Source organism: Lactiplantibacillus sp. 30.2.29 (assembly GCF_018991255.1).
Taxonomy (GTDB): domain Bacteria; phylum Bacillota; class Bacilli; order Lactobacillales; family Lactobacillaceae; genus Lactiplantibacillus; species Lactiplantibacillus pentosus.
In genome coordinates this window covers 1-21,125 of sequence record NZ_JAGYGU010000032.1, presented here as the reverse complement: position 1 = coordinate 21,125, position 21,125 = coordinate 1, and the positions used below count along the sequence as shown (strand labels likewise).

12 protein-coding genes and 1 riboswitch are annotated in these 21,125 nt (G+C 48.1%); of the genes, 10 read left to right on the top strand and 2 right to left on the bottom strand.

Going from position 1 to position 21,125, the window contains the following annotated elements:
- Positions 1-93 precede the first annotated feature (93 nt).
- Positions 94-1,485: an amino acid permease gene (locus KGF65_RS14005; RefSeq protein WP_105923599.1), complete on the bottom strand. Its 1,392-nt coding sequence runs from the start codon at positions 1,483-1,485 to the stop codon at positions 94-96.
- A 113-nt stretch (positions 1,486-1,598) separates the two neighbouring features.
- Here KGF65_RS14005 and mmuM point away from each other — a divergent pair, with 113 nt between their 5' ends.
- The 3 genes from mmuM (at position 1,599) to KGF65_RS17115 (ending at position 4,616) form a co-directional block, all read left to right on the top strand.
- Positions 1,599-2,513, top strand: coding sequence for a homocysteine S-methyltransferase (mmuM, locus tag KGF65_RS14000; protein WP_216748645.1), 915 nt, complete (start codon positions 1,599-1,601; stop codon positions 2,511-2,513).
- 594 nt (positions 2,514-3,107) lie between these two features.
- Positions 3,108-3,806 (top strand): hypothetical protein, encoded by a 699-nt coding sequence (locus KGF65_RS17120; RefSeq protein ID WP_253954450.1) that lies wholly within the window; start codon positions 3,108-3,110, stop codon positions 3,804-3,806.
- Between the two features lie 69 nt (positions 3,807-3,875).
- Positions 3,876-4,616: a glycosyltransferase gene (locus KGF65_RS17115; RefSeq protein ID WP_313850647.1), complete on the top strand. Its 741-nt coding sequence runs from the start codon at positions 3,876-3,878 to the stop codon at positions 4,614-4,616.
- A 67-nt stretch (positions 4,617-4,683) separates the two neighbouring features.
- On the opposite strand, the gene KGF65_RS13990 is transcribed toward KGF65_RS17115, so the two are convergent.
- The gene (locus KGF65_RS13990; protein WP_050340212.1) at positions 4,684-5,403 is read right to left on the bottom strand and encodes a hypothetical protein; all 720 of its coding nucleotides are present in this window, start codon (positions 5,401-5,403) and stop codon (positions 4,684-4,686) included.
- Between the two features lie 110 nt (positions 5,404-5,513).
- A riboswitch (SMK box riboswitch) is annotated at positions 5,514-5,616 on the top strand.
- Between KGF65_RS13990 and metK the strand changes: the two genes are divergently transcribed.
- From metK to KGF65_RS13955, 7 genes are all read left to right on the top strand, one after another.
- A complete protein-coding gene (metK, locus tag KGF65_RS13985) occupies positions 5,614-6,801 on the top strand; it encodes a methionine adenosyltransferase (protein ID WP_050340213.1) in 1,188 nt (395 codons plus the stop codon). Its footprint overlaps the riboswitch before it by 3 nt.
- Positions 6,802-6,936: 135 nt before the next feature.
- Positions 6,937-8,445, top strand: a complete 1,509-nt coding sequence (locus KGF65_RS13980) for an MDR family MFS transporter (RefSeq protein ID WP_050340214.1) — start codon at positions 6,937-6,939, stop codon at positions 8,443-8,445.
- A 404-nt stretch (positions 8,446-8,849) separates the two neighbouring features.
- Positions 8,850-15,989, top strand: coding sequence for a KxYKxGKxW signal peptide domain-containing protein (locus tag KGF65_RS13975; RefSeq protein ID WP_216748644.1), 7,140 nt, complete (start codon positions 8,850-8,852; stop codon positions 15,987-15,989).
- Positions 15,990-16,112: 123 nt separating this feature from the next.
- A complete protein-coding gene (locus tag KGF65_RS13970; RefSeq protein WP_105923595.1) occupies positions 16,113-17,747 on the top strand; it encodes a glycosyl transferase family 1 in 1,635 nt (544 codons plus the stop codon).
- 26 nt (positions 17,748-17,773) lie between these two features.
- On the top strand, positions 17,774-19,282 hold the full coding sequence (gene asp1 / locus KGF65_RS13965; RefSeq protein WP_105923594.1) for an accessory Sec system glycosyltransferase Asp1: 1,509 nt from the start codon (positions 17,774-17,776) through the stop codon (positions 19,280-19,282).
- Between the two features lie 11 nt (positions 19,283-19,293).
- Complete coding sequence (locus tag KGF65_RS13960; RefSeq protein ID WP_216748642.1) at positions 19,294-20,820, top strand: glycosyltransferase; 1,527 nt, start codon at positions 19,294-19,296, stop codon at positions 20,818-20,820.
- Between the two features lie 28 nt (positions 20,821-20,848).
- Positions 20,849-21,046: a hypothetical protein gene (locus KGF65_RS13955; protein ID WP_216748641.1), complete on the top strand. Its 198-nt coding sequence runs from the start codon at positions 20,849-20,851 to the stop codon at positions 21,044-21,046.
- The last annotated feature ends 79 nt before the right edge of the window (positions 21,047-21,125 follow it).

The window sequence follows — 21,125 nt, the reverse complement described above, 5'->3', positions numbered from 1 at the left end:
AATGACTGCCGTTTGGTTGGTATGATAACATTAATTCAAATCTAGAGCTTGAATTCGGCTGACAGTACGCATGCCGTCACGGTCATTGACACGTTACTTCTCCGTATCTGTGGCCGGATGCCGTTTGAACTTGCGGCTCAGGTAATAGCCGAGGTAGCAAATCGCCACGAATGGCACCGTATAGTAGAGGGCAATTCGCTGGTTGGGGTCGAACCAAATCAGCAAACAGGACAAGCCACTCAAAATGAACGCGAGCCACGGGACGACCGGATAACCCGGTGTCTTATAGGCTAACTTGTCTAACGATTGCCCGCTTTTGAGGTAATCTTTGCGGAAGTTGATTTCAGATAAGGCAATTGCCATCCAGACGATGACCACCGCGAGACCTGAGATTGACACGAGGACCAGGTAGACTGAACCGGCTGCATAAACGCTGGAGAGTAGGGCTAAGATACCGCCCAACATGCTGGTGATCAGGGCGACCAGCGGCACGTCGCGTTTGGTCGTCTTTTTGAAGACCTGCGGAATCGTGCCTTCGTTGGCCAGTGACCACAACATCCGCGTCGAGGCGTACAAGCCCGAGTTGGCCGCGGACATAATCGCCGTCAGCACGACGAAGTTCATTAAGTCGGCTGCATACGGAATCCCAATTTCTTTAAAAACGAGCACGAAGGGACTTTGTGTGACGCCGGCTTGTTTGTATGGAATCAGCGCAGCCATCACGAACATACTGCCGACAAAGAAAATAATAAGGCGCCAAAGGGTGGTCTTGATGGCAGTCGGAATCGTGTGGGCGGGGTCCTTGGTTTCGCCGGCCGTGATCCCAATCAGCTCGGTCCCTGAAAAGGCGAAGTTGACGGTCAGCATGGTGGTGAAGACGCCGCCAAAGCCGTTTGGAAACCAGCCGTTGCGCGTATAATTCGTTAGTAGCGGTGCGCTGGCATGCCCGTGCAGCGGTAATAGGCCAATCATTGCTAGGGCACCTAGCACGATAAAGACGACGATGGCGACTACTTTGATACTAGCAAACCAAAATTCGGCTTCGGCGAACCACCGAACGGAGAGCGCGTTGACCGTAAAAATCACGACCATGAAGACGAGGCTCCAGATCCAGGTGGCGATGTGCGGAAACCACGTTTGCATGATGAGCCCAGCGGCAGTGAATTCGGAACCGAGGGCAATCGTCCACGTCAGCCAATACAAGATGGCCACCGTGAAACCAGTGCCGGGGCCGATGTATTTTTTGGCATACACGTGAAAGGCCCCGGTATAGGGCATGGCGACTGAGAGTTCTCCCAGGCACAACATGACCAGGTACACCAGTACAGCGCCAATTGTATAGGCAATCAGCGTCCCAATCGGCCCGGCTTGATGAATCGTATAACCGGAACTTAAAAATAGTCCGGTCCCAATCACACCGCCCAGCGAAATCATGAGCACGTGGCGCGATTCCATCTGGCGGCTAAGGTGGGTTTGTTTTGACATAATGTTACGGCCTTCCTTACTTGCAGAATATATATGATTAGACTATGATTAGAAAATCAGCAATGCTCTAAGAATAACATAATTACAGCCAAGAAAGGAAGACAATCATTCGGATGATTTCATTAACTGATTTACTAACTAAGGGTCCAGTCGTCTCAGATGGCGCGATGGCTACCGAATTGGAAAAACGGGGCGTGGCGACCAACAGTGCGCTGTGGTCGGCAACGGCGATGCTTGATCACCCCGCAGCGATCCAAGCCGTCCACCAAAGTTACTTGGATGCTGGCGCGCAAATCATGACGACCAATACCTATCAGGCCAACGTGCCAGCCTTTGAACAGGCGGGGATTCCCGCTGAACAGGCGCGGCAACTGATTCAAAAGGCGGTCACTGTGGCCCACGATGCTCGGGATGCCAGTGCGGCCACTGGCGCTGTGATTGCCGACAGTATTGGACCTTACGGGGCTTATCTCGCGGATGGTAGTGAGTACACTGGCGATTATCAGCTATCTCCAGCGGCCTATCAGGCATTTCATCAGGAACGACTCGAATTAATGATTGATGCGGGTGTTGATGTCTTAGCACTAGAAACAATGCCGCGACTAGATGAAGTTCAGGCACTAGTCGATCTGGTGACGACCCGGTGGCCAAAGCAACCGTACTGGGTCAGTTTCAGTATCCGCGATCCACAAACGTTATGTGACGGTACCCCCTTAGCGGCCGCCGCACAGTGGGTCGCAGCCCAACCTAACGTGGTGGCCGTGGGGGTCAACTGTACCGCATTAGAAAATATCGAACCCGCCTTGAAAACGTTGCGGGCAGCAGTGACGATGCCACTGATTGTTTACCCCAATTCGGGTGACCAGTACGATCCAGTCACGAAGACCTGGCAGCCAACCGATTTAAGTCACCAGTTCGCGAGCTTTGTGCCTAAGTGGCTGGCAGCGGGTGCGCAGATCATTGGCGGCTGTTGTCGAACAACGCCAGCTGATATTGCGACCGTGGCGCAGGTGGTGGCGCACAGGTGAGTTCACGTGGTTAGGTGCGGATGCACGCTGGGTGATTTCCGTACCTGACGGGTGATGTGGACTTACTGGTGGGTCCGTCTAAAGTTACCGACATTCACATCTTGATCGGACAAGGTGCGATATGATTGTCAATTAAAAAAAGTCGCTTCAGATTAATGACTGAGGCGACTTTTTTTCGGCCAAAGCGGGTTTAATTTTAAAATTGGCGTTTGTTTTGAGCTATTAAATTAGTTATTAAAGGGTAAAATGATTGCTCATCAGTTGAGTGGGTGTGTGAATAGAAAGCCGAAAAGTGGACCAATCGGAAGGGTTCGGTAAACTGATAGTATTGGCTATACCAGTCGTTTGGTCAATTGGATGTCCCTGAGTTATTTCAGCCAATTTGCGCCGCTTTTTGCTTAAGGACGGGTGATCGCCTGTAGTCAGTTCGAATGAAGTATGGTAGTATAAAAATAGTATACGGTTACAATGGATAAGGTGGTAAACAATTACCTGTAAGTTAAAAAGCAAAAGTTGTGGTAGCGTTCACAATTTTTCACAAATGTCTCTTTGTAACTCAAAATCGTCATTAATGTGTGAAGGGAATGACAACGAATGTATTATTTTGTGGGGACAGGCCTAGGTCAGAAGGTCACTGGAATTGAAAAGGCCCAGTTGAATCGCTTATCCTTGTTCAAGGAAGCTGGACTACCAGCCAAGTGCGTTTATGTGAACTATAATCCACGGCTTGATGGCAATTCTAAGCGGTTTGGTGCACAGAATCAGTGTTTTAGCATGTATGATTTCTTTCAGGAAGTCATGCCCGAAACAGTCACAACGATTACCCATGATTGGCGTCACTACTGGGAAGCAACCTGCCATTTCAAGTTGGTGCGGGTGACCGACGCGAATGACTATCGTATTTTTGATACTGATGGCAACTATCTGATGTACGCCCATTTTGTCGATTCAGATTTTCAGCTGCTGGATTACGTGAACTACTTCGATATGCAGCATGTCAAAATTCGGCGCGAATTTTATGATGACCGCGGATTCTTAAGTCGGACTAGCTTTCTCGTTAAGCATCAAGAAGTTCATACCGAAGTTTACTACAATGCGCACGGGCAAGTTAAACTCATTAAGCAGTACGATATCTCTAAGCCTGAACCGAGTTTACGGCAGATCATATTAAAAGACTATCATCAGCGGGACTATTTTTTTGAGACCGAACAAGAATTGCAAACGTTCTTCTTTGATGAATTGGCTAGCGCAGATGATGTTTATTTTTGTGATCGTAATCGCCAGACAGGGTAAGCACTCAGTAACACACGACCAGAGATACGGGTTTGTTCAGTTCTACATAACACCCAATTTCGGGTGGGCGTGGACCCAATCACTGGCCCATTAAAAGGCGTCTACCGTTTTGTCTTGGAACATCCAGATCGATTCGACCAGATGATTGTTTCAACAGCACATCAAAAACGTGATTTACTTGCACGTTTTGACAATTTGCCTCCAATCACGGTCATTCCGGTCGGCTATACGACTGAGCAACCGATCAAGCGCGATGGTCGCGAGCCTCGGCGGATGATTAGTGTGGCGCGTTATGCACCAGAAAAGCAATTAATGCATCAGCTAGAAGTGGTTCGCCGGTTAGTGCCAGAATTTCCGGACTTAACGTTACACTTGTTCGGGTATGGCGCCAAGGTCGAACGGCAGATGCGCCAGTTCATCAAAACGAATCATTTGGAGCAACACATCTTTATTCGCGGCTTTTTCCCAGATTTGGCGGCTGAATATCAGAAAGCGAGTGTCGCGCTAATCACGAGTATTGAAGAGGGCTTCTCACTCGCCACCATGGAAGCTGAAAGCTACGGTGTTCCGGTCATCGGGTATCGCGTTGCATACGGTCCAGATGATATTATCGAGGATGGCATCAATGGCTACTTAATTACCCCGGATGACATCGATGAACTCACTGATAAGGTCCGGCACTACTTGCAACACCCAGAGATTCACGAGCAATTTTTGGAGAACGCCTATCGTTCTTCGCAGCGGTTCAGTAAACAGTCGGTCATTGAAAAGTGGCGGCAGTTCACTCAGAATTTACAAACGAAATCTTGAGCTAATTAAAACGCACGGTCAGCGGCATCAAACGGATGCGACTGACCGTGCGTTTTTAAGGCCTCAATCAATACAGTAAGAACATCAAAATCAGCTGAACCCCGACATTGATCATCAAATGGCGGCGTGTGCGGCCATACGACTGTTGGCTGAACCAGACGGCAATCGTAATTAAAATTGCAAGGATCGTCTGCCAGGTCAACGGTTGTAAAAAGATGGTGATAACCAGTAGCGCGCCAGTGATCGCGGAAATCAACTGATTGATTTGACGCTGATGGCTGAAGCTCGGGACGTAGAGGAACACGTAACTGGCTAACATGGGCACTAGTTTCCAGAGGAAGGTCGTGGACAAATAATTATTTTGCAAATCAAAGACCGCCACTGGAATCGTGTAAGTCATGATGACGCCGAAAACGACTAGACCGAAGTAGTTTTGCATACCAAACCTGGGGACGGCCATGATGAGCAACCATGCGCTACAAGTCAGTAAGAGATAGAGCAGTTCTGACTCCTTAGCGATGATATTGGTGAAGGCTAAGGCGACCGTAATCCCAATGGCAATCAGACTCCACTGTGGGGCGATGCGCCGGTCTAAAATGATGAAGACCGCCGCGGCGACAGCTAAGGTGTACCCAATCAGGGGGAGCTGCGCGGCTGAAAAGGTCGCCGTTTGAAATGACCGGCCGTAATCAAGCGCCGCCCACCAACTGATGATACTCTGGGCAATGGCATAGACGGCCAAAGCGACGTAATCGCGTTTGAGATGTAATTTTCCGATTCGAATCATTTTGTCAACACTCTCTAATTAAGATAATGCTTTAATCGTACCGGTCGGGGGTGCCGGCGTCAATAATTTCACGGAATTCTTTAAAAAAAACGGTGATTGTGATAACCTTATATAGTTATGAGCCGTTCCCGAAAGGATAAGTAACGTAAGTTTTATCGACTTACGATGCTTAGATGCCTTGTAACCGAAATTATCAAGGGGGAATTTATTGTGAGTGAAAGACACTTATTTACATCTGAATCAGTCTCTGAGGGTCATCCAGATAAGATTGCTGACCAAATCAGTGACGCCATCCTCGACGCCATGTTGGCGCAGGATCCGCAAGCACGGGTCGCCGTTGAAACCTCGGTGACGACTGGATTAGTGCTGGTCTTCGGTGAAGTTTCGACCAAGGCCTATGTTGATATTCAAAAGGTCGTGCGTGACACGATCAAGTCGATTGGCTACGTTGATGGTCAATACGGCTTTGACGGTGACAACTGTGCCGTCCTTGTCTCATTGGATGAACAATCACCAGATATCGCGCAAGGGGTCGATGACTCACTAGAGACGCGGACTGGCGATGCTGACCCATTAGATCAAATCGGTGCTGGTGATCAAGGGATGATGTTTGGCTATGCCATTAACGAAACCCCAGAATTGATGCCACTGCCCATCGCATTAAGCCATCGCTTGATGCGTAAAATCGCCGCATTGCGCAAGGCCGGTACAATCAAATGGTTGCGGCCAGATGCTAAGGCTCAAGTGACGGTTGAATATGACGAAGCCAATCAACCCCAACGGATCGACACGGTCGTCCTATCGACCCAGCATGATCCGGACGTTGACCTGGACACGATTCGTCAAACGGTCATCGAACAAGTCATCAAGGCAGAATTACCTGCTGAATTGTTGGACGACAAGACCAAGTACTTGGTCAACCCAACTGGTCGGTTCGTCATCGGGGGTCCTCAAGGGGATGCCGGTTTGACTGGTCGGAAAGTGATCGTTGATACGTACGGTGGTTTTGCCCATCATGGTGGTGGGGCCTTCTCTGGCAAGGATGCCACCAAGGTTGACCGTTCAGCGAGTTACGCGGCGCGCTACATTGCCAAAAATGTGGTTGCAGCGGGCTTAGCTGATCAAGTTGAAGTTCAGTTGGCCTATGCTATCGGGGTTGCAGAACCCGTTTCAATCGCCGTAGACACTGCCGGAACCGGTAAAGTCAGCGATGAAGCGTTGATTGCGGCTATCCGTAAGAACTTCGACCTGCGTCCAGCAGGTATCATTAAGATGCTTGATTTACAACGGCCAATTTATCGCCAAACGGCTGCATATGGCCACTTTGGTCGGACTGACATTGACTTACCATGGGAACACACGGATAAGGTCGATGCCTTAAAAGCAGAATTTAAATAACGCGGTAACGGTTCGCCGTTACGGTCTGTAGGTACTCGACGCTAAAAGCGACCTTTTATTCAGGGTCGCTTTTTTTGCGGGCTACTTTTGTGAATGGTATTGACGGCAACAGAGAATAAAGGAGAATTAATGAACATGCAACAACGAAAAACGAATGTCGTGGCGGTGACGATTGCCATTTACGTCGCGACTTTTATGAGTGCGATTGAAGGGACCATCGTCTCGACGGCCTTACCGACGATCGTTGGGGACCTACATGGCGTGTCACTGATGAACTGGGTCTTTTCGATTTATTTACTGACCAACGCCATGATGACCCCAATTTATGGCAAACTAACGGACTTGGTTGGCCGTAAGCCGGTCATGCAAGCCGGCCTGATTATTTTTATCATCGGGTCAATGATGAGTGGGCTATCCAACTCGATGCCTGTGCTGATTTTTTGGCGCGCGATTCAAGGGATTGGTGCTGGGGCACTGATGCCAGTGTCAATGACGATCATTGCCGATATTTATTCGTTTGAACGTCGGGCCAAGGTACTGGGCTTCAATAGTTCGGCGTGGGGGATTGCCTCCGTATTGGCGCCACTGATTGGTGGACTGATCGTCGATAAGTTGAGTTGGCACTGGATTTTCTTCATTAATGTGCCGGTCGGTCTGATCACACTGTTCCTATTCCAATTCTATCTACGCGAACCTAAGCGCCACAATGATGTCAAAATCGATTATCTTGGTAGCTGGTGGCTAATGCTCTTCCTATTATGCTTGATGTTGAGCTTCCAGTTGTTAGGTAACGCCACGATCAGTTGGACCGCGGTCATTGCAGCGTGGGTCATCAGTGCGTTAAGCTTGTGGCTATTTATTCGGCGCGAAAGTCGGACTGATGAACCCGTGATTTCGATGGACTTATTCAAGAATCGGACTTTTGTGATTCAAAATGCGGTAGCGGCGCTCGTGAGTGGCTTCTTAATGGCTGTGGAAGTCTACATTCCAACCTGGACGCAGGGGATTTTAGGCGTACCAGCCTCGTTAGCCGGATTTGCGGTGACACCGAGTTCATTGATGTGGATCGTTGGTTCATTTGTCACCGGCCGCTTGTTAGCTAAGTGGGCCCCACGGCGGATTCTCTATCTCAGTCTGGCATTCATCTTAGTCACCAGCATTTGCTTAGCTTGGCTGCCAGTCACGACTGCCTTCCCATGGTTCTTCCTTATCACGGCAATCGGTGGGATCGGTTTTGGAATCACGATTACCGCGACAACGGTGACGTCCCAGCATTTAGTCCCTGCAAAAAACGTTGGGGTGGCGACGTCGTTCAACACGCTGAGCCGGACGATCGGTCAAACGTTGATGATTTCCATCTTCGGGATCGCGTTGAACGTCGGCATGAACCAGGGGATTCAGCAGCACCCAGCGACGAACATGGCAATGCTGAACAAGTTAATTAATCCGCAAACGGCGACTGAATTACCACAACACTTATTGCCGACCTTGCATCGGATTCTCTACACCGGGCTACATTGGGTTTACCTGATTGGTCTGGGGTTAGTTATCTTAGCGTTATTAGTCAACAGCTTGGACCGCGGTGTTCAAAAAACGGCGGCCGAACATGCGGCGGATTTAAATCACAATCAGGGTGAATTGTAAACGAGTGACTAGTAGACCAATTACTTTTAGATTGAAATAATTGTGTGAAAGCATTACCAAATTTATCAGTATAAATAAATTTCAAGAAAAAATCACAAAAAATTCACAATTTATTTTGTAAAACCAGTATTAATAATATTTAAGTAAACTAACGAGTGTCATGGGCTTTTCAGCGCCTATGACACTCGTTTTCATTAATATTATTTATTTAATAAAAATGTCATGCAGATAAATGGCGTGAGGGCGACAAGATTGACTCAGTTAACTATTGGCAATTGAACCTAATCATAGTATTATTAACTTAACATCAAACGGTTAATGGTGTATACCAATAACGATATATATGAATGCGCGCTATCATATATGAATGGGTTTGATTAGGTTTAAAGAAGGAAGGCTAAACCATGAAATTTCTGAGACATAAATCTTTTAGAGGAGATCCGAAAGTCCACTACAAGATGTTCAAAGTTGGTCGTACTTGGGTATTTACGGCCATGGCATCTTTTGTATTGACTGGTGCACCACAATTGGTATCCCACGCGGACACGGTTGCGGCGGACACATCTAGTGATGCCACTAGCAGTACGACTAGTGCGGCGAGTTCGGAGTCGAGTTCATCGACCTCATCAGCAGCAAGTGCGGCGGCACTGGCTGCTGCCACGGCCAGCAGCTCGACTAGCGAGAGTAGGTCAACGTCAAGTAGCTCGGCATCTTCTTCCAGTGAAACTGAGAGTAGCAGTAATTCCGATAGTAGTTCGTCAAGTAGTTCAACCAGTTCGAGTAGCTCTGCAGCGAGTTCGGCAAGTAGCACGAGTACGACTAGTGCCACGTCAACTTCCAGCACCGCAAGTAGCAGTGTAAGCAGCACGACGTCAACGTCAAGTGCAGCTAGTGACAGTAGCACTAGCGCTTCTAGTGCAAGTTCGAGCGAAACCACAAGTTCAACATCGAGCAGCTCTAGTTCAGACAGCAGTTCCAGTGCTGACACTAGTTCTAGCTCAACGGCCAGCTCCAGTTCAACCAGCACGTCCAGTGCAAGCACTTCAAGTTCTGCCAGTTCTAGTACTGCCACAAGTTCAGCATCGAGCAGCTCGGCGAGTTCGAGTACAGCGACTCAATATACGACTATTGCTGCATATTCAGCCACAACGACCTCATCCAGCGCCAATACGGATAGTACGGCCGCAAATGCTGCATCATCCTCAGCTTCATTAGCTGATTCATACGCGACGCTTGCCAGTAGCTATGCTAGTTTGGTCAACGACTTAACGACGCAAGCTGCAGTGAGCGCCGCCCAAAGTGCCTATCAAGAAGCAATCTACGCTGCTGACTTGGCACGCCACTATAATAGTTTGGCAAATATGTACTTAAATGCACTAGATGCTGATGTTGGGTCTCCAACAACTAACACTTTATCTTATGCGAATGCTAATTCTCAAGCAGTGAGCGCGGCTTCTGCAGCTAGTTCATACGCTGTAGCTGCTTCAACTGCCGCATCGACTGCTAGCAGTGCAGCAACGCAAGGGCTGGTTAGTTTAGCAAGCAGTACTTACGCTGCTGCCTCTAGTGCAGCAAATACCGCAACGGAAGCTGCTAGTTCAGCTGCCGAAGCCGCTAATAGCGCTTACTTAGCAATGCAGTATGACAAGACCAGTACCACCGTTTCATCTGCGTATGCCGTTGCTTCTAGCACGGCCGCAGCCGCATCGACTGCTGCTTCAACCGCAGCCGTTGCCGCAGCTGCAGCTTCATCAGCTTATGCAGCCGTAAGTAGCGCCGCTGCCAACGATGATTATGAAGCCACCAGTACGGCCTATGTTGCAACGACCTCAGCCGCAACGACTGCAGTAAGTGCCGCAACAGCTGGGAGCACTGCCGCAAGTACGGCAACTTCAGCCGCGAGCCTTGCAAACAGTACGGCAATCAGCGATTTAGCAACTGCCGCTTCATCTAGTGCCACGGTTGCAAGTAGCGCGACGAGTACTGCTTCGAGCGCAGCCAGTGTTGCTGCTACTCAAACTGGGACACAAGCATCCGCTTATGCTTCCAGCGCAGCAACCGCAACCAGTTCAGCTTCATCCGCTTATGCGGTTGCTAGTTCCGCTGCAGTCGCTGCCGTTAGCGCCAGTGATCCTGGTACGGCTGATTCTTATGCGCGGGTTGCACAATCTGCGTCATCATTGGCAAACAGTTACGCTGCAGTTGCAACTTCAAATGCGGCTTTAGCTGCTAAGTTCTCAACTAATGTTAGCGGACAACAAACAACTAATAGTAATGCCACTTTGACCAGTGCGACGACGACCAACAGTATCTCAGTTGGTGGGACGATTTCGATCACGAATACGCTTAAAAACAGTACGACATTCTATAGTGGTGCAACGTATACTTGGTATGTTTCGACTTGGACGGTAATCACTGGTGCAACTTCTGATACCTATTCCGCAACGATTTCAATTGCTGGGACTTATTACTATCAAGCCGTTGCGACTGGGACTACGGGTATTTTAGGAACCGGGAGTTATACCGCTTCTGGTAACGTCATCACCATCGTCGTCACGAATCCAGAAGGAACCTACACGGAAATTGCCAGCAGCTATGCAAGTACCGCAAGTAGCGCTGCTTCAACTGCGACTTCACAAGCTAATGCAGCCAGTGACGCCATCAGTTTGGCCAATTCTTCCGCTAACTTGACGGGTTCATTGGCAACTTACTATACGTCGCAAGCAACTTCTTCATATAATGTTGCTAATTCGTATGCTTCATCAGCAGCTATGATGGCTAGTTCTGCTGCTTCAACCAGTGCCTTGGCTTCTTCCTATGAAGCTGAAGGTGCATACTCCACCGCTAACATGGAAGCATCAGTTGCTGCAAGTTATGCCAGCTATGCAACAGGTTTTTCAAGCCTTGCAAGTAGCGCTGCTTCTGCAGCTATGGCTAGCCTCAACACGGCGCTTGAAAATGCTGTTACTGAAGATAATGATTCCTCAGCGGCAGACTATCTAGGTTCGAGTTACGCTAACTTGGCTTCATCATCTGCAACCGAAGCAGGGAGTCAAGCCTCATTAGCTGCATCATATGCCGCTAATGCCGCTAACGCCTACAACGTTGCGGGGTCATCGTTTAATACGAGTGCCACGAGCAGTTATAGTACGGCAGCTAGTTCGGCTGCAGCCGCAGCTAGCTCATACGCAGCCGCAGCCAGTGATGCCGCTAGTTTGGCCGCATCGTATGCTGCAGATGGTGAGTATAAATCAGCTGCTTTGCAACAAAGCTATGCCGCACTACGTCTGACTTATGCGACTGATCAAGTTGCTGCAGCTTCAAGTGCCGCCAGTGCAATGACTGAGACAGTTGTTGAAGCGCAGTCTAGTTATTACAACTCAATTGCAACTGCTGCTTCCAGTGCTGCCAGTGCAGCTTCTTCAGCTGCGACGACCGCCTCGAGCGTTGCAAGTTCATTGGGTGCCAAATACACGTCAAACACGGTGTTGGGTAGCTCATATGTTGCCGACACGAATAGTTACGCAACCAGTACTTTAGGGGCTGCCGCAGCTGCAACATCTGCAGCCGCAATGGCAACTCAGTATACCAGTCAAGCTTCCTCAGCAGTTGCTGCGGGTGACTATGCTGCTGCAAGGTCGTATGTCACCAATGCTTCAGCTGCAGCGAGTGAAGCAACTTCCTATGCTGCTCTTGCAACAAGTTATGCGGCACTTGGCTCCACGGCCGCTTCTTCAGCAGTCGCTTATTCGAATGATACCAGTTCACTGCAATCATCAAACGTAGGCGATGCAATCAGTATCTGGGGTATCACCATTTCGGGTGGGGTGACCTCGCAACCGTCAACAGTTACGTCAACGGTTACTGGGGGAACTGTAACATTATCAGCCGCAACTGCAACTGGTTTGTTCTCCGTTGCCACTACTTCGTCAGGAACTTGGTATGTACAGATTAATGGGACTTGGCGGACATTGTCCTATGCCACTAGCAACGGCTATGTAACGCTTGTTTCAAGCAGCTCGTCAAATAATGCGACGACCAATACGAGTTCGATCACGTTTACGGTTCCAAATACCGGAACATTGCTATTCCAGTATGTTTCAAACTATTCATTCCTTGGAATCGTCGGCACAACCACGTTTGCAAGTAACATTGCAGAAGTTGACGTTTACGAGAGTGATATTCCAGCAACGGATATCAGCATCTCAGGTGATGCTTACGTTGTTAACCCAACGACGAGTTCGACTTCAAGTAGCTCAGTGACAAGTCAATATACCTCAACGACTAATCCATCGAACGCGACTGGCGAAATCACATGGACAACTAGTGATTCTAGTGTTGCAACAATCGATGATTCTGGACTTTTGACCGTTGTTGCTGATGGTACGGTGACGATCACCGTAACGATCACAAATGCGGATGGGACAACCTATTCGGCTTCGAAGACCGTTACGATCGGTAATGGGCTTGATGACGAAACTGCCGATGCAGGTAGTGATCTTACCTGGACACCAAACGGTAGTTATACCAGCGATACTGGTGATAGCACGTTTACGTATCAATGGTACTATTCTTCAACTGCTGATGGCACTGGTACCGCATTGAGTGGCCAAACTAGTGCGGAGTTGCAGTTGGATGACTTAACGACTAGTGAATCCGGTTACTACTATCTAGTTATCACAGGTACCAGTGGTTCAACGACTTCGACAGTAACATTAGGCCGGGCATATTTGACCGTTAACGCAGTTCAAACTTCAGCAGCTGATTCCGCTGCAAGTGAAGCGGCTGACTACGCTAACCAAGCCACAGAATACGGATCGGTTGCGAGTTCATATGCGACTGTTGCTAACGAATACGCAAGCAGCAATTCAACTGCTAGTTCTTATGCTGAACAAGCAGCCGCAGCTGCATCCGAAGCACAATCAGCTGCAACCGCAGCATCAACTGCAGTTTCAAATGCGGCAACCGCTCAATCAAGTGCTGATTCCGCAGAAGCTGCTGGTGACAATTCAGCCGCTTCAAGCTATGCAGAAGAAGCTAAGTCAAAAGCTTCCGAAGCTTCAGAGGCTAAGAAGAAGGCTTCCAGTGCTGCGGATGATGCAGGGTACTATGCTGATTTAGCTGCTAATGTTGTTGAGGATGATTCTGACTCCGACAGCGATTCAGACTCGGATAGTGATTCAGATTCAGACAGCGATTCGGATAGCGACAGTGACTCGGATTCCGACAGCGATTCAGATTCAGACTCAGACAGCGACTCGGATTCCGACAGTGACTCAGACTCGGACAGCGATTCCGACTCCGATAGTGACTCGGACTCAGACAGCGACTCAGACTCCGATAGCGATTCTGACTCGGATAGTGACTCGGATTCCGATAGTGACTCGGATTCCGATAGTGACTCGGATTCCGATAGTGACTCAGATTCCGACAGTGATTCCGACTCGGACAGCGACTCAGATTCAGATAGCGACAGCGATTCTGACAGCGATAGCGACTCGGATTCGGATAGTGACTCAGATAGCGACAGCGACTCAGACTCCGATAGTGATTCCGACTCAGATAGCGACAGCGATTCAGACTCGGACAGCGACTCAGATAGCGATAGCGATTCGGATTCGGATAGTGACTCAGATAGCGACAGTGATTCCGACTCAGACAGCGACTCAGACTCAGATAGTGACTCGGATTCCGACAGTGACTCAGACTCCGATAGTGACTCCGACTCGGACAGCGATTCGGATAGCGACAGCGACTCAGATTCCGACAGTGATTCCGACTCAGACAGCGACTCAGATTCCGACAGCGATTCCGATTCCGATAGTGACTCAGATTCCGACAGTGACTCGGATTCCGACAGCGATTCAGATAGCGACAGTGATTCCGACTCTGACAGTGATTCAGATTCCGATAGCGACTCAGATAGCGACAGCGACTCAGATAGCGACAGCGACTCGGATTCCGACAGCGATTCAGACTCCGATAGTGATTCAGATTCAGACAGTGACTCCGATAGTGATTCGGATAGCGACTCAGACTCAGACAGCGATTCCGATTCCGATAGTGATTCAGATTCAGACAGCGACTCAGATTCTGATAGTGATTCAGATTCGGACAGCGACTCCGATTCGGATAGCGACTCGGACTCAGACAGCGATTCCGACTCCGACAGTGATTCTGATTCAGATTCCGATAGTGACTCGGATTCCGACAGCGATTCAGACTCCGATAGTGATTCAGATAGCGACAGCGATTCCGACTCTGACAGTGATTCAGATTCCGACAGCGATTCCGATTCGGACAGTGACTCAGACTCCGACAGCGACTCAGATAGCGACAGCGACTCAGATTCCGACAGTGATTCTGACTCGGACAGCGACTCCAATTCCGATAGTGACTCGGATTCCGACAGTGATTCCGACTCCGACAGCGATTCAGACTCGGACAGTGATTCAGATAGCGACAGCGACTCCGATTCTGATAGTGATTCCGACTCAGACAGTGACTCAGATAGCGACAGCGATTCTGACTCGGATAGTGACTCGGATTCTGACAGCGATTCCGATTCTGACAGTGATTCCGACTCAGATAGCGACAGCGATTCTGACTCGGATAGTGACTCGGATTCTGACAGCGATTCCGATTCTGACAGTGATTCAGACTCTGACAGCGATTCCGATTCTGACAGCGATTCAGACTCTGACAGCGATTCCGATTCCGACAGTGATTCAGATAGCGACAGCGATTCTGACTCGGATAGTGACTCGGATAGTGACTCGGATTCTGACAGCGATTCCGACTCCGACAGTGACTCAGATTCCTATAGCGACAGTGATTCCGATTCCAACAGCAACACCGGATCTGGTTCTGGCAACAATTCCGGCAGTAACTCCGGTAGTGGATCGGATACTGAGACTGACTCAGATAGTAGCTCATCTGACTCGAACAGTGGCTCGACTAGTGGAACAAACAATACCGGTTCAACGACGAATACTGGTTCTTCTACTACTAGTTCAAACAGTAGTACTTCAACTGGAACGTCAAATGGTACCGTGGCTTCAAGTTCAACTAACTCGACGTCGGCTTCAAGCGCTAGTGCATCAACTGTAGCTGCAACGAGTGGTGTTTCAGCCACAGCTGCTACGTTGGCAGTTGCATCGCCATCAAGTGATGGTGCAGCAACCACGTCAACGACTGCTGCAACTCCAGTAGCTTATGCGGCTGCAAGTGCGCAGAGTACGGCAACCACTGATTCTGAAGATGGGACGACTTCAACATCATCTGACTCAGACAATAAGGGCTCAGATAGTGATGATTCGGATACGGATGATAAGTCCACTGATACCGACAGTACGAATGATAAAGTTGGTACAGGCAATACAGATGAGAATGGCAAGACTGCATCTGACACAAGCAATAACGCTGGAACGATCTTTGGCGGGTTGCTTACAGCAGCTGCAGCGGCCGGACTCGGCTGGTGGTTCTTCTTGTTCGGCCGTCGTCGTAAGAAAGATGATGACGAAGATGAGGATCAACAAAAATAGTTTAAATTCAAAGTAACTTTGTTAGCACTGTAAACGAAACTCGGTGTAAAATTAAACTATTGACCAAAGCGGGCTGAATAGGCCCGTTTTGGCATACATATAAAATATAAAAGAGGTCGTAACATGCAGAAATCAGTTGTGAAAAAGCTAAAACAGACGCTTATTGATATTGGTAATCTACAGAATGATGCAAGTCAAAAAGTGACTTTGGCATTGTCAGTTTCAGACAAGCGACATCGTGCGAGTGTGAAATTTTATCGTGGTGATACATTTAACGATGTTTGGCAATCCATCGCAACGGTACTGGGCGCAACGTCAAATAATAGTTGGGTGCGCTTGGATATCGTGCAAGGAGTTCAGGTGCTAGCACGCAAACTTTTTGAAGAAAAGCTTTTCAAGATTACTAAAATGAACTTTTGGCGCTATGGCGTTAGTTTTGACGCTGATTTTAGGACGGCACTGCTTGAAACCGAAATTAATGGCCAAGCATTCTTCAAACCAAGCAAGGCGTCTCGAGTTGGTGACGGACATGCTAATTCATGGGCTGATTACGATCGCATTGCCGATTATCTGAAGACGCGTGAGCCGGATTTGGACGTCGATATTGCGCAGGTGTCACATGTGTGGAGTTTTACGACAAGTGGGGTGTTCTTTGACGGCCAGCAGATTCATACGCTAGAAACGGATGGCTATCTGGAAAAAGGCATCCGCAAGATCACCAATGAACGTGAGACAATTAACCAGGTCATTTCCGAGGGTGAATCTTATTTAATGCGTCAGCTTGATGAAGCCGGAAAGTTTGTCTACGGATACTTTCCAGCATTACAACGTGTGTTGACCAGCTATAATTATTTGCGTCACTTTTCGACCGTCTATGCGCTACTGGAGGCCGCTGAACAGACAAAGCGTTCAGCAGATTTTCCGCGAATTAAACGAGCGCTGCAGTGGGGCATCAATCATTCACTTCTTAAAGTGGATGACGCCGTGTATTTGAGCGATAAGGACGAATTGAAGCTGGGCAGTCAAGCGATGTTAATTCTGGCACTTTGCAAGTATCAGGAATTATCGCTGGATCGAACTTTTGCACCAGTTCTGCAGCAGGCGTTCAATGGCATTAAGGAATTCTGGAACTCCGAGACTGGCTTTATCCATGTGCTAAACGAGGACTTAACGCTCAAATCCGGATTCCGAATCATCTATTATGATGGTGAAGCCGTGTTTGCTTTATGTCGGTTGTATGAGTTACAACCCAATGATGAGACGAAGCAGTTGGTTCGTGAAATGTTAGATCGAATGGTCGCTAACGATTATGGTCAGTTCCACGATCACTGGATTGCTTATGCCATCAATGAAGCACTTTCGGTATTTCCAGACAACCAAGATTATATGAAGTTGGGCATCAAGAATGTGTTTACGCATTTTAACTATATTAAGAACCGGGTCCATGCTTCGCCAACCTTGCTAGAGTTATTGGATGCTTCCCAAAAAATGGTGGACCGCATTCAACGTTCTGGAAACGACGAATTGTTGGCTGATTATGAGGTTCCAGTTCTTCATCAATTGATGCATCGTCGGGCCCTTTATGAGATTCAAGCCGGTGCTTGGCTACCAGAAATTGCGATGTATTTGTATCGGCCGGAAAAATTCGTCGGCGGCTTTTACGCCCGTGATGATAATTTCCGTACCCGAATTGACGACTCTGAGCATTTTCTTTCAGGTCTGGTTAATTATTACAACTACACATATCGGCAAGCATAATGTGAACGGAAGAAAGGGTGGACTGTATGTTTTACTTTATCAATGAATATATTTTGGGTAAGAACTCGAGCGTTGAACACGCGGCAATTAATCGGGTGAAACTCTTCAATCATCATAAGGCACCAGCAAAAATCGTGACGAAGATGTATGATCGGTTATTACATCAAACGATGGGTACTTTTGGATTAGCCAATGAGCAAGTACTCAATATGTTTGACTATTTTCAGGGAACGACGGATGTTCCGGTCAAAGTCTTACATACCGAAGATATGCGGCTACCTAAGGAATATGCCGTAGAAGTCGGCGCCAATTTTAGTAAAGTCTTCAACGGCGATGACTTGGTCAGTAACGTTGGCTTCATTCCAGGGACAATTGGACGTGTCTTCTATCAAGAATTTTTCGATAATCAAGGCAATTTGACGGCCACGGACCTTTGGGATTGGCGGGGCTTTAAGTCGAGCACACAGTATTTTGGCCAGAACGGCAAGTTGGTTTTGGAACGCTATTACAATCTACAGGGCCAGACCGTCATGGAACAATATTTCGTTCCAGATACGAACGGTAATCCGTTAGCGTCTCGTTTGATTCTGAAGAACTATCGCGGCCAAGTGGAGCGGTTCTTCCAGGATGCAAATCAGTTATTCCGGTTCTTCTTAGCTGAATTAAGTCATGAGGATCAGGACACGACGACGTTTATCAGTGACCGCCCTGGGACTAGTGTGGTGCCATTACTGGAACTTCAAGACGATTCGCACAAATACGTGACCGTGCCGATTTATCATGCCAAGGACATCAACGATCCGGTCCACGCACCACTGGACGGCTTCTTAACGCCAGCTTTTGATAACTTACAACACTTTGATGGCTTTATTACAAGTACGGAAAGTCAAGCGCAACACCTTAAAACGCGGTTTAGTAAGGCGAACGTGACCGTCTTACCGGCAGTGACGACTAGTCCGATGGCGCAAAGTAAGCTGCGGCCAATCTTGGAACGGCCCAAAGAGTTGTTATACGTTGGTCGAATCGCACCAGACCGGCAGCTTGACCAGTTGATCAGAGTGATTGCACTCGTCAAGCAACAGCTACAAGACGTTCAATGTGATTTTTATGGTTATGGTGATCCTGAGTACATCAAGACGTTGACGAAATTAATTGAAGAATTGAAATTGACCAATAACGTTCATTTATTGGATTATCATCCCGACTTAGACAAACGGTATGACGATTACCAAGTCCTGTTGAATACTGACTTAGTGGATGGCGGCCCAATGAGTATGCCTGAAGCCATGAGCCATGGGATTCCAGTCGTTAGTTATCGCTTCAATTATGGCCCTAAGGATTTTATCAACGATGGACAAGATGGGTTCGTCGTGGATGCCGGAAATCAACTGGCAATGCGCGACCGGGTTCTGGAGTTGATGACGGATACGAAGAAGTTGACGGTGTTTAGTGAAGCAGCCTTTAAGAAGATGCACACCTCCCAGACGGAATTGAAAGTTTGGCACCGTTGGCAACAATTATTAGGGCTTAAGTAGGAGGGACGCTTATGTATTATTTCTTAAACGACAACATGCAGTTTTCAAAATCAGGAATCGAACAAGCTGAGATCAATCGGCTGAATTTATTTAAAAAGAATCAGGTCGCGGCTAAAATCGTGACACGGATCTTTGCCATGAATCTGCACGACGTTCTCGATGGCGCACAGATTGCGGATGACGATTTTGTCAATCTCTTTGACTTCTTCAATGGCAGTACCAGTGTCAAACGTCAAGCGTTCAATCTCGCTGACTTTGAAGTGCCCGCTGACGCCATTAAGACCCGCAAGGACAACCAAGTTCAAGTCGTTGAACATGGTAAGTTAATCATGATTATTTACCTACGGGCTGGGACTGAGGCCATCAGTAACGTTCAGTATTTCGATGTTAATGGTCGGACGCTCAAGATGAGCTGGTGGGATACGCGTGGCTTCAAATGTTTGGAACAGCTTTTTGATTGGGACGGTAAAATCGCCCAGGAAGCTTACTTTGGTCCCGATGGGTTGATTCACATCGAAAAGATTCACTTGCTCAACCATGCCGGCCAAGAACGGGTGACTTGGCGGGTACTGAACTATCACGGTCAAAGTCATACATTTAATGGAATGAACGAGTTGACCCGGTTCTTCTATGATGAGTTAAATCAATTAACGGATGAACAAAATGTCTTTATCTGTGACCGGACCGTGGAATGTGCTTGGGGACTCTTCAATATGAAGACGCCCGCCAAGAAAGTCTTGCACTTACATAACAATCATGTGAGTGATGCTAACGATATTCTACATTCAACGCTCAATAACAACTATGCGAATGCCTTAAATAACTGGCAAGAGTGGGACGCGGTCATCTCGGCAACGCCCGAACAGAGTAAGGACGTCGCTGCCCGGTTTGGGACCGCGATTCCTGCGTTTACCATTCCAGTCGGCTACGTGACCGATGCCACTTTGACTGAACAACCAGTGGCCTTTGATCAGCGCCAAAAGCACCTAGTTGTGCATGTCGCACGGTTGGCACCTGAAAAGCAGCAGAATCATTCAATTGAGGCCTTCATTGAAGTCCACAAGCAATTCCCAGATGCCAAGCTCGAGCTGTGGGGCTATGCTAATGGTGATATCGAAAAGCAATTGCACGCACAAGTTGCGGCGGCCCACCTAGAAGATGTCGTGCTGTTCAAGGGTTACACCACGGACGTCAATGCGGTCTACAATCGTGCCCAATTGGGACTGTTACCAAGTCGCGCAGAAGGATTCTCGTTAATGCTATTGGAAGCGCAAGCACATGGACTGCCAATGGTCGCGAATGACATCAAGTACGGCCCGAGTGACATTATCCAGAATCATCAATCCGGTGAATTAACGACTGACGGTGACGTTAAGCAATTAACCGCCACGATTGTGGACTTATTGAAGGATCAAGATAAGTTGGCGAAGTATAGTGCTCAGGCTTATCAGAATGCTAAACGTTATTCGGAGGAAGCTGTATTTAAGAAGTGGCAAGCGTTGTTGGATTATTTCGCACCTGCCAAAGTAACGGCTTAACTCGTTTTAGTGGCTAGGAGGACTAATAATGTTAATGATAATGATCATTTATGGGACTGTTAAAATGTTCACCCGGTTGATTGTCTATTGCGGCATTGGTGGCATTGTCCTGATCATTCGTCACCACAATCGTAAGAAGCGGCGCCAGGAGATGGAAGAAGGCACCAAAAAAATCATGCGTGAGACGCCTAAAGACGAGAACGGCAAGTATCCGTGGGAGAAGTGAGATCGGACTGTTACGGCTTTTTAATAATTGAAAATTGGGGATGATTCTGTAGGGTATCATGAATGACGAGGGGAATACT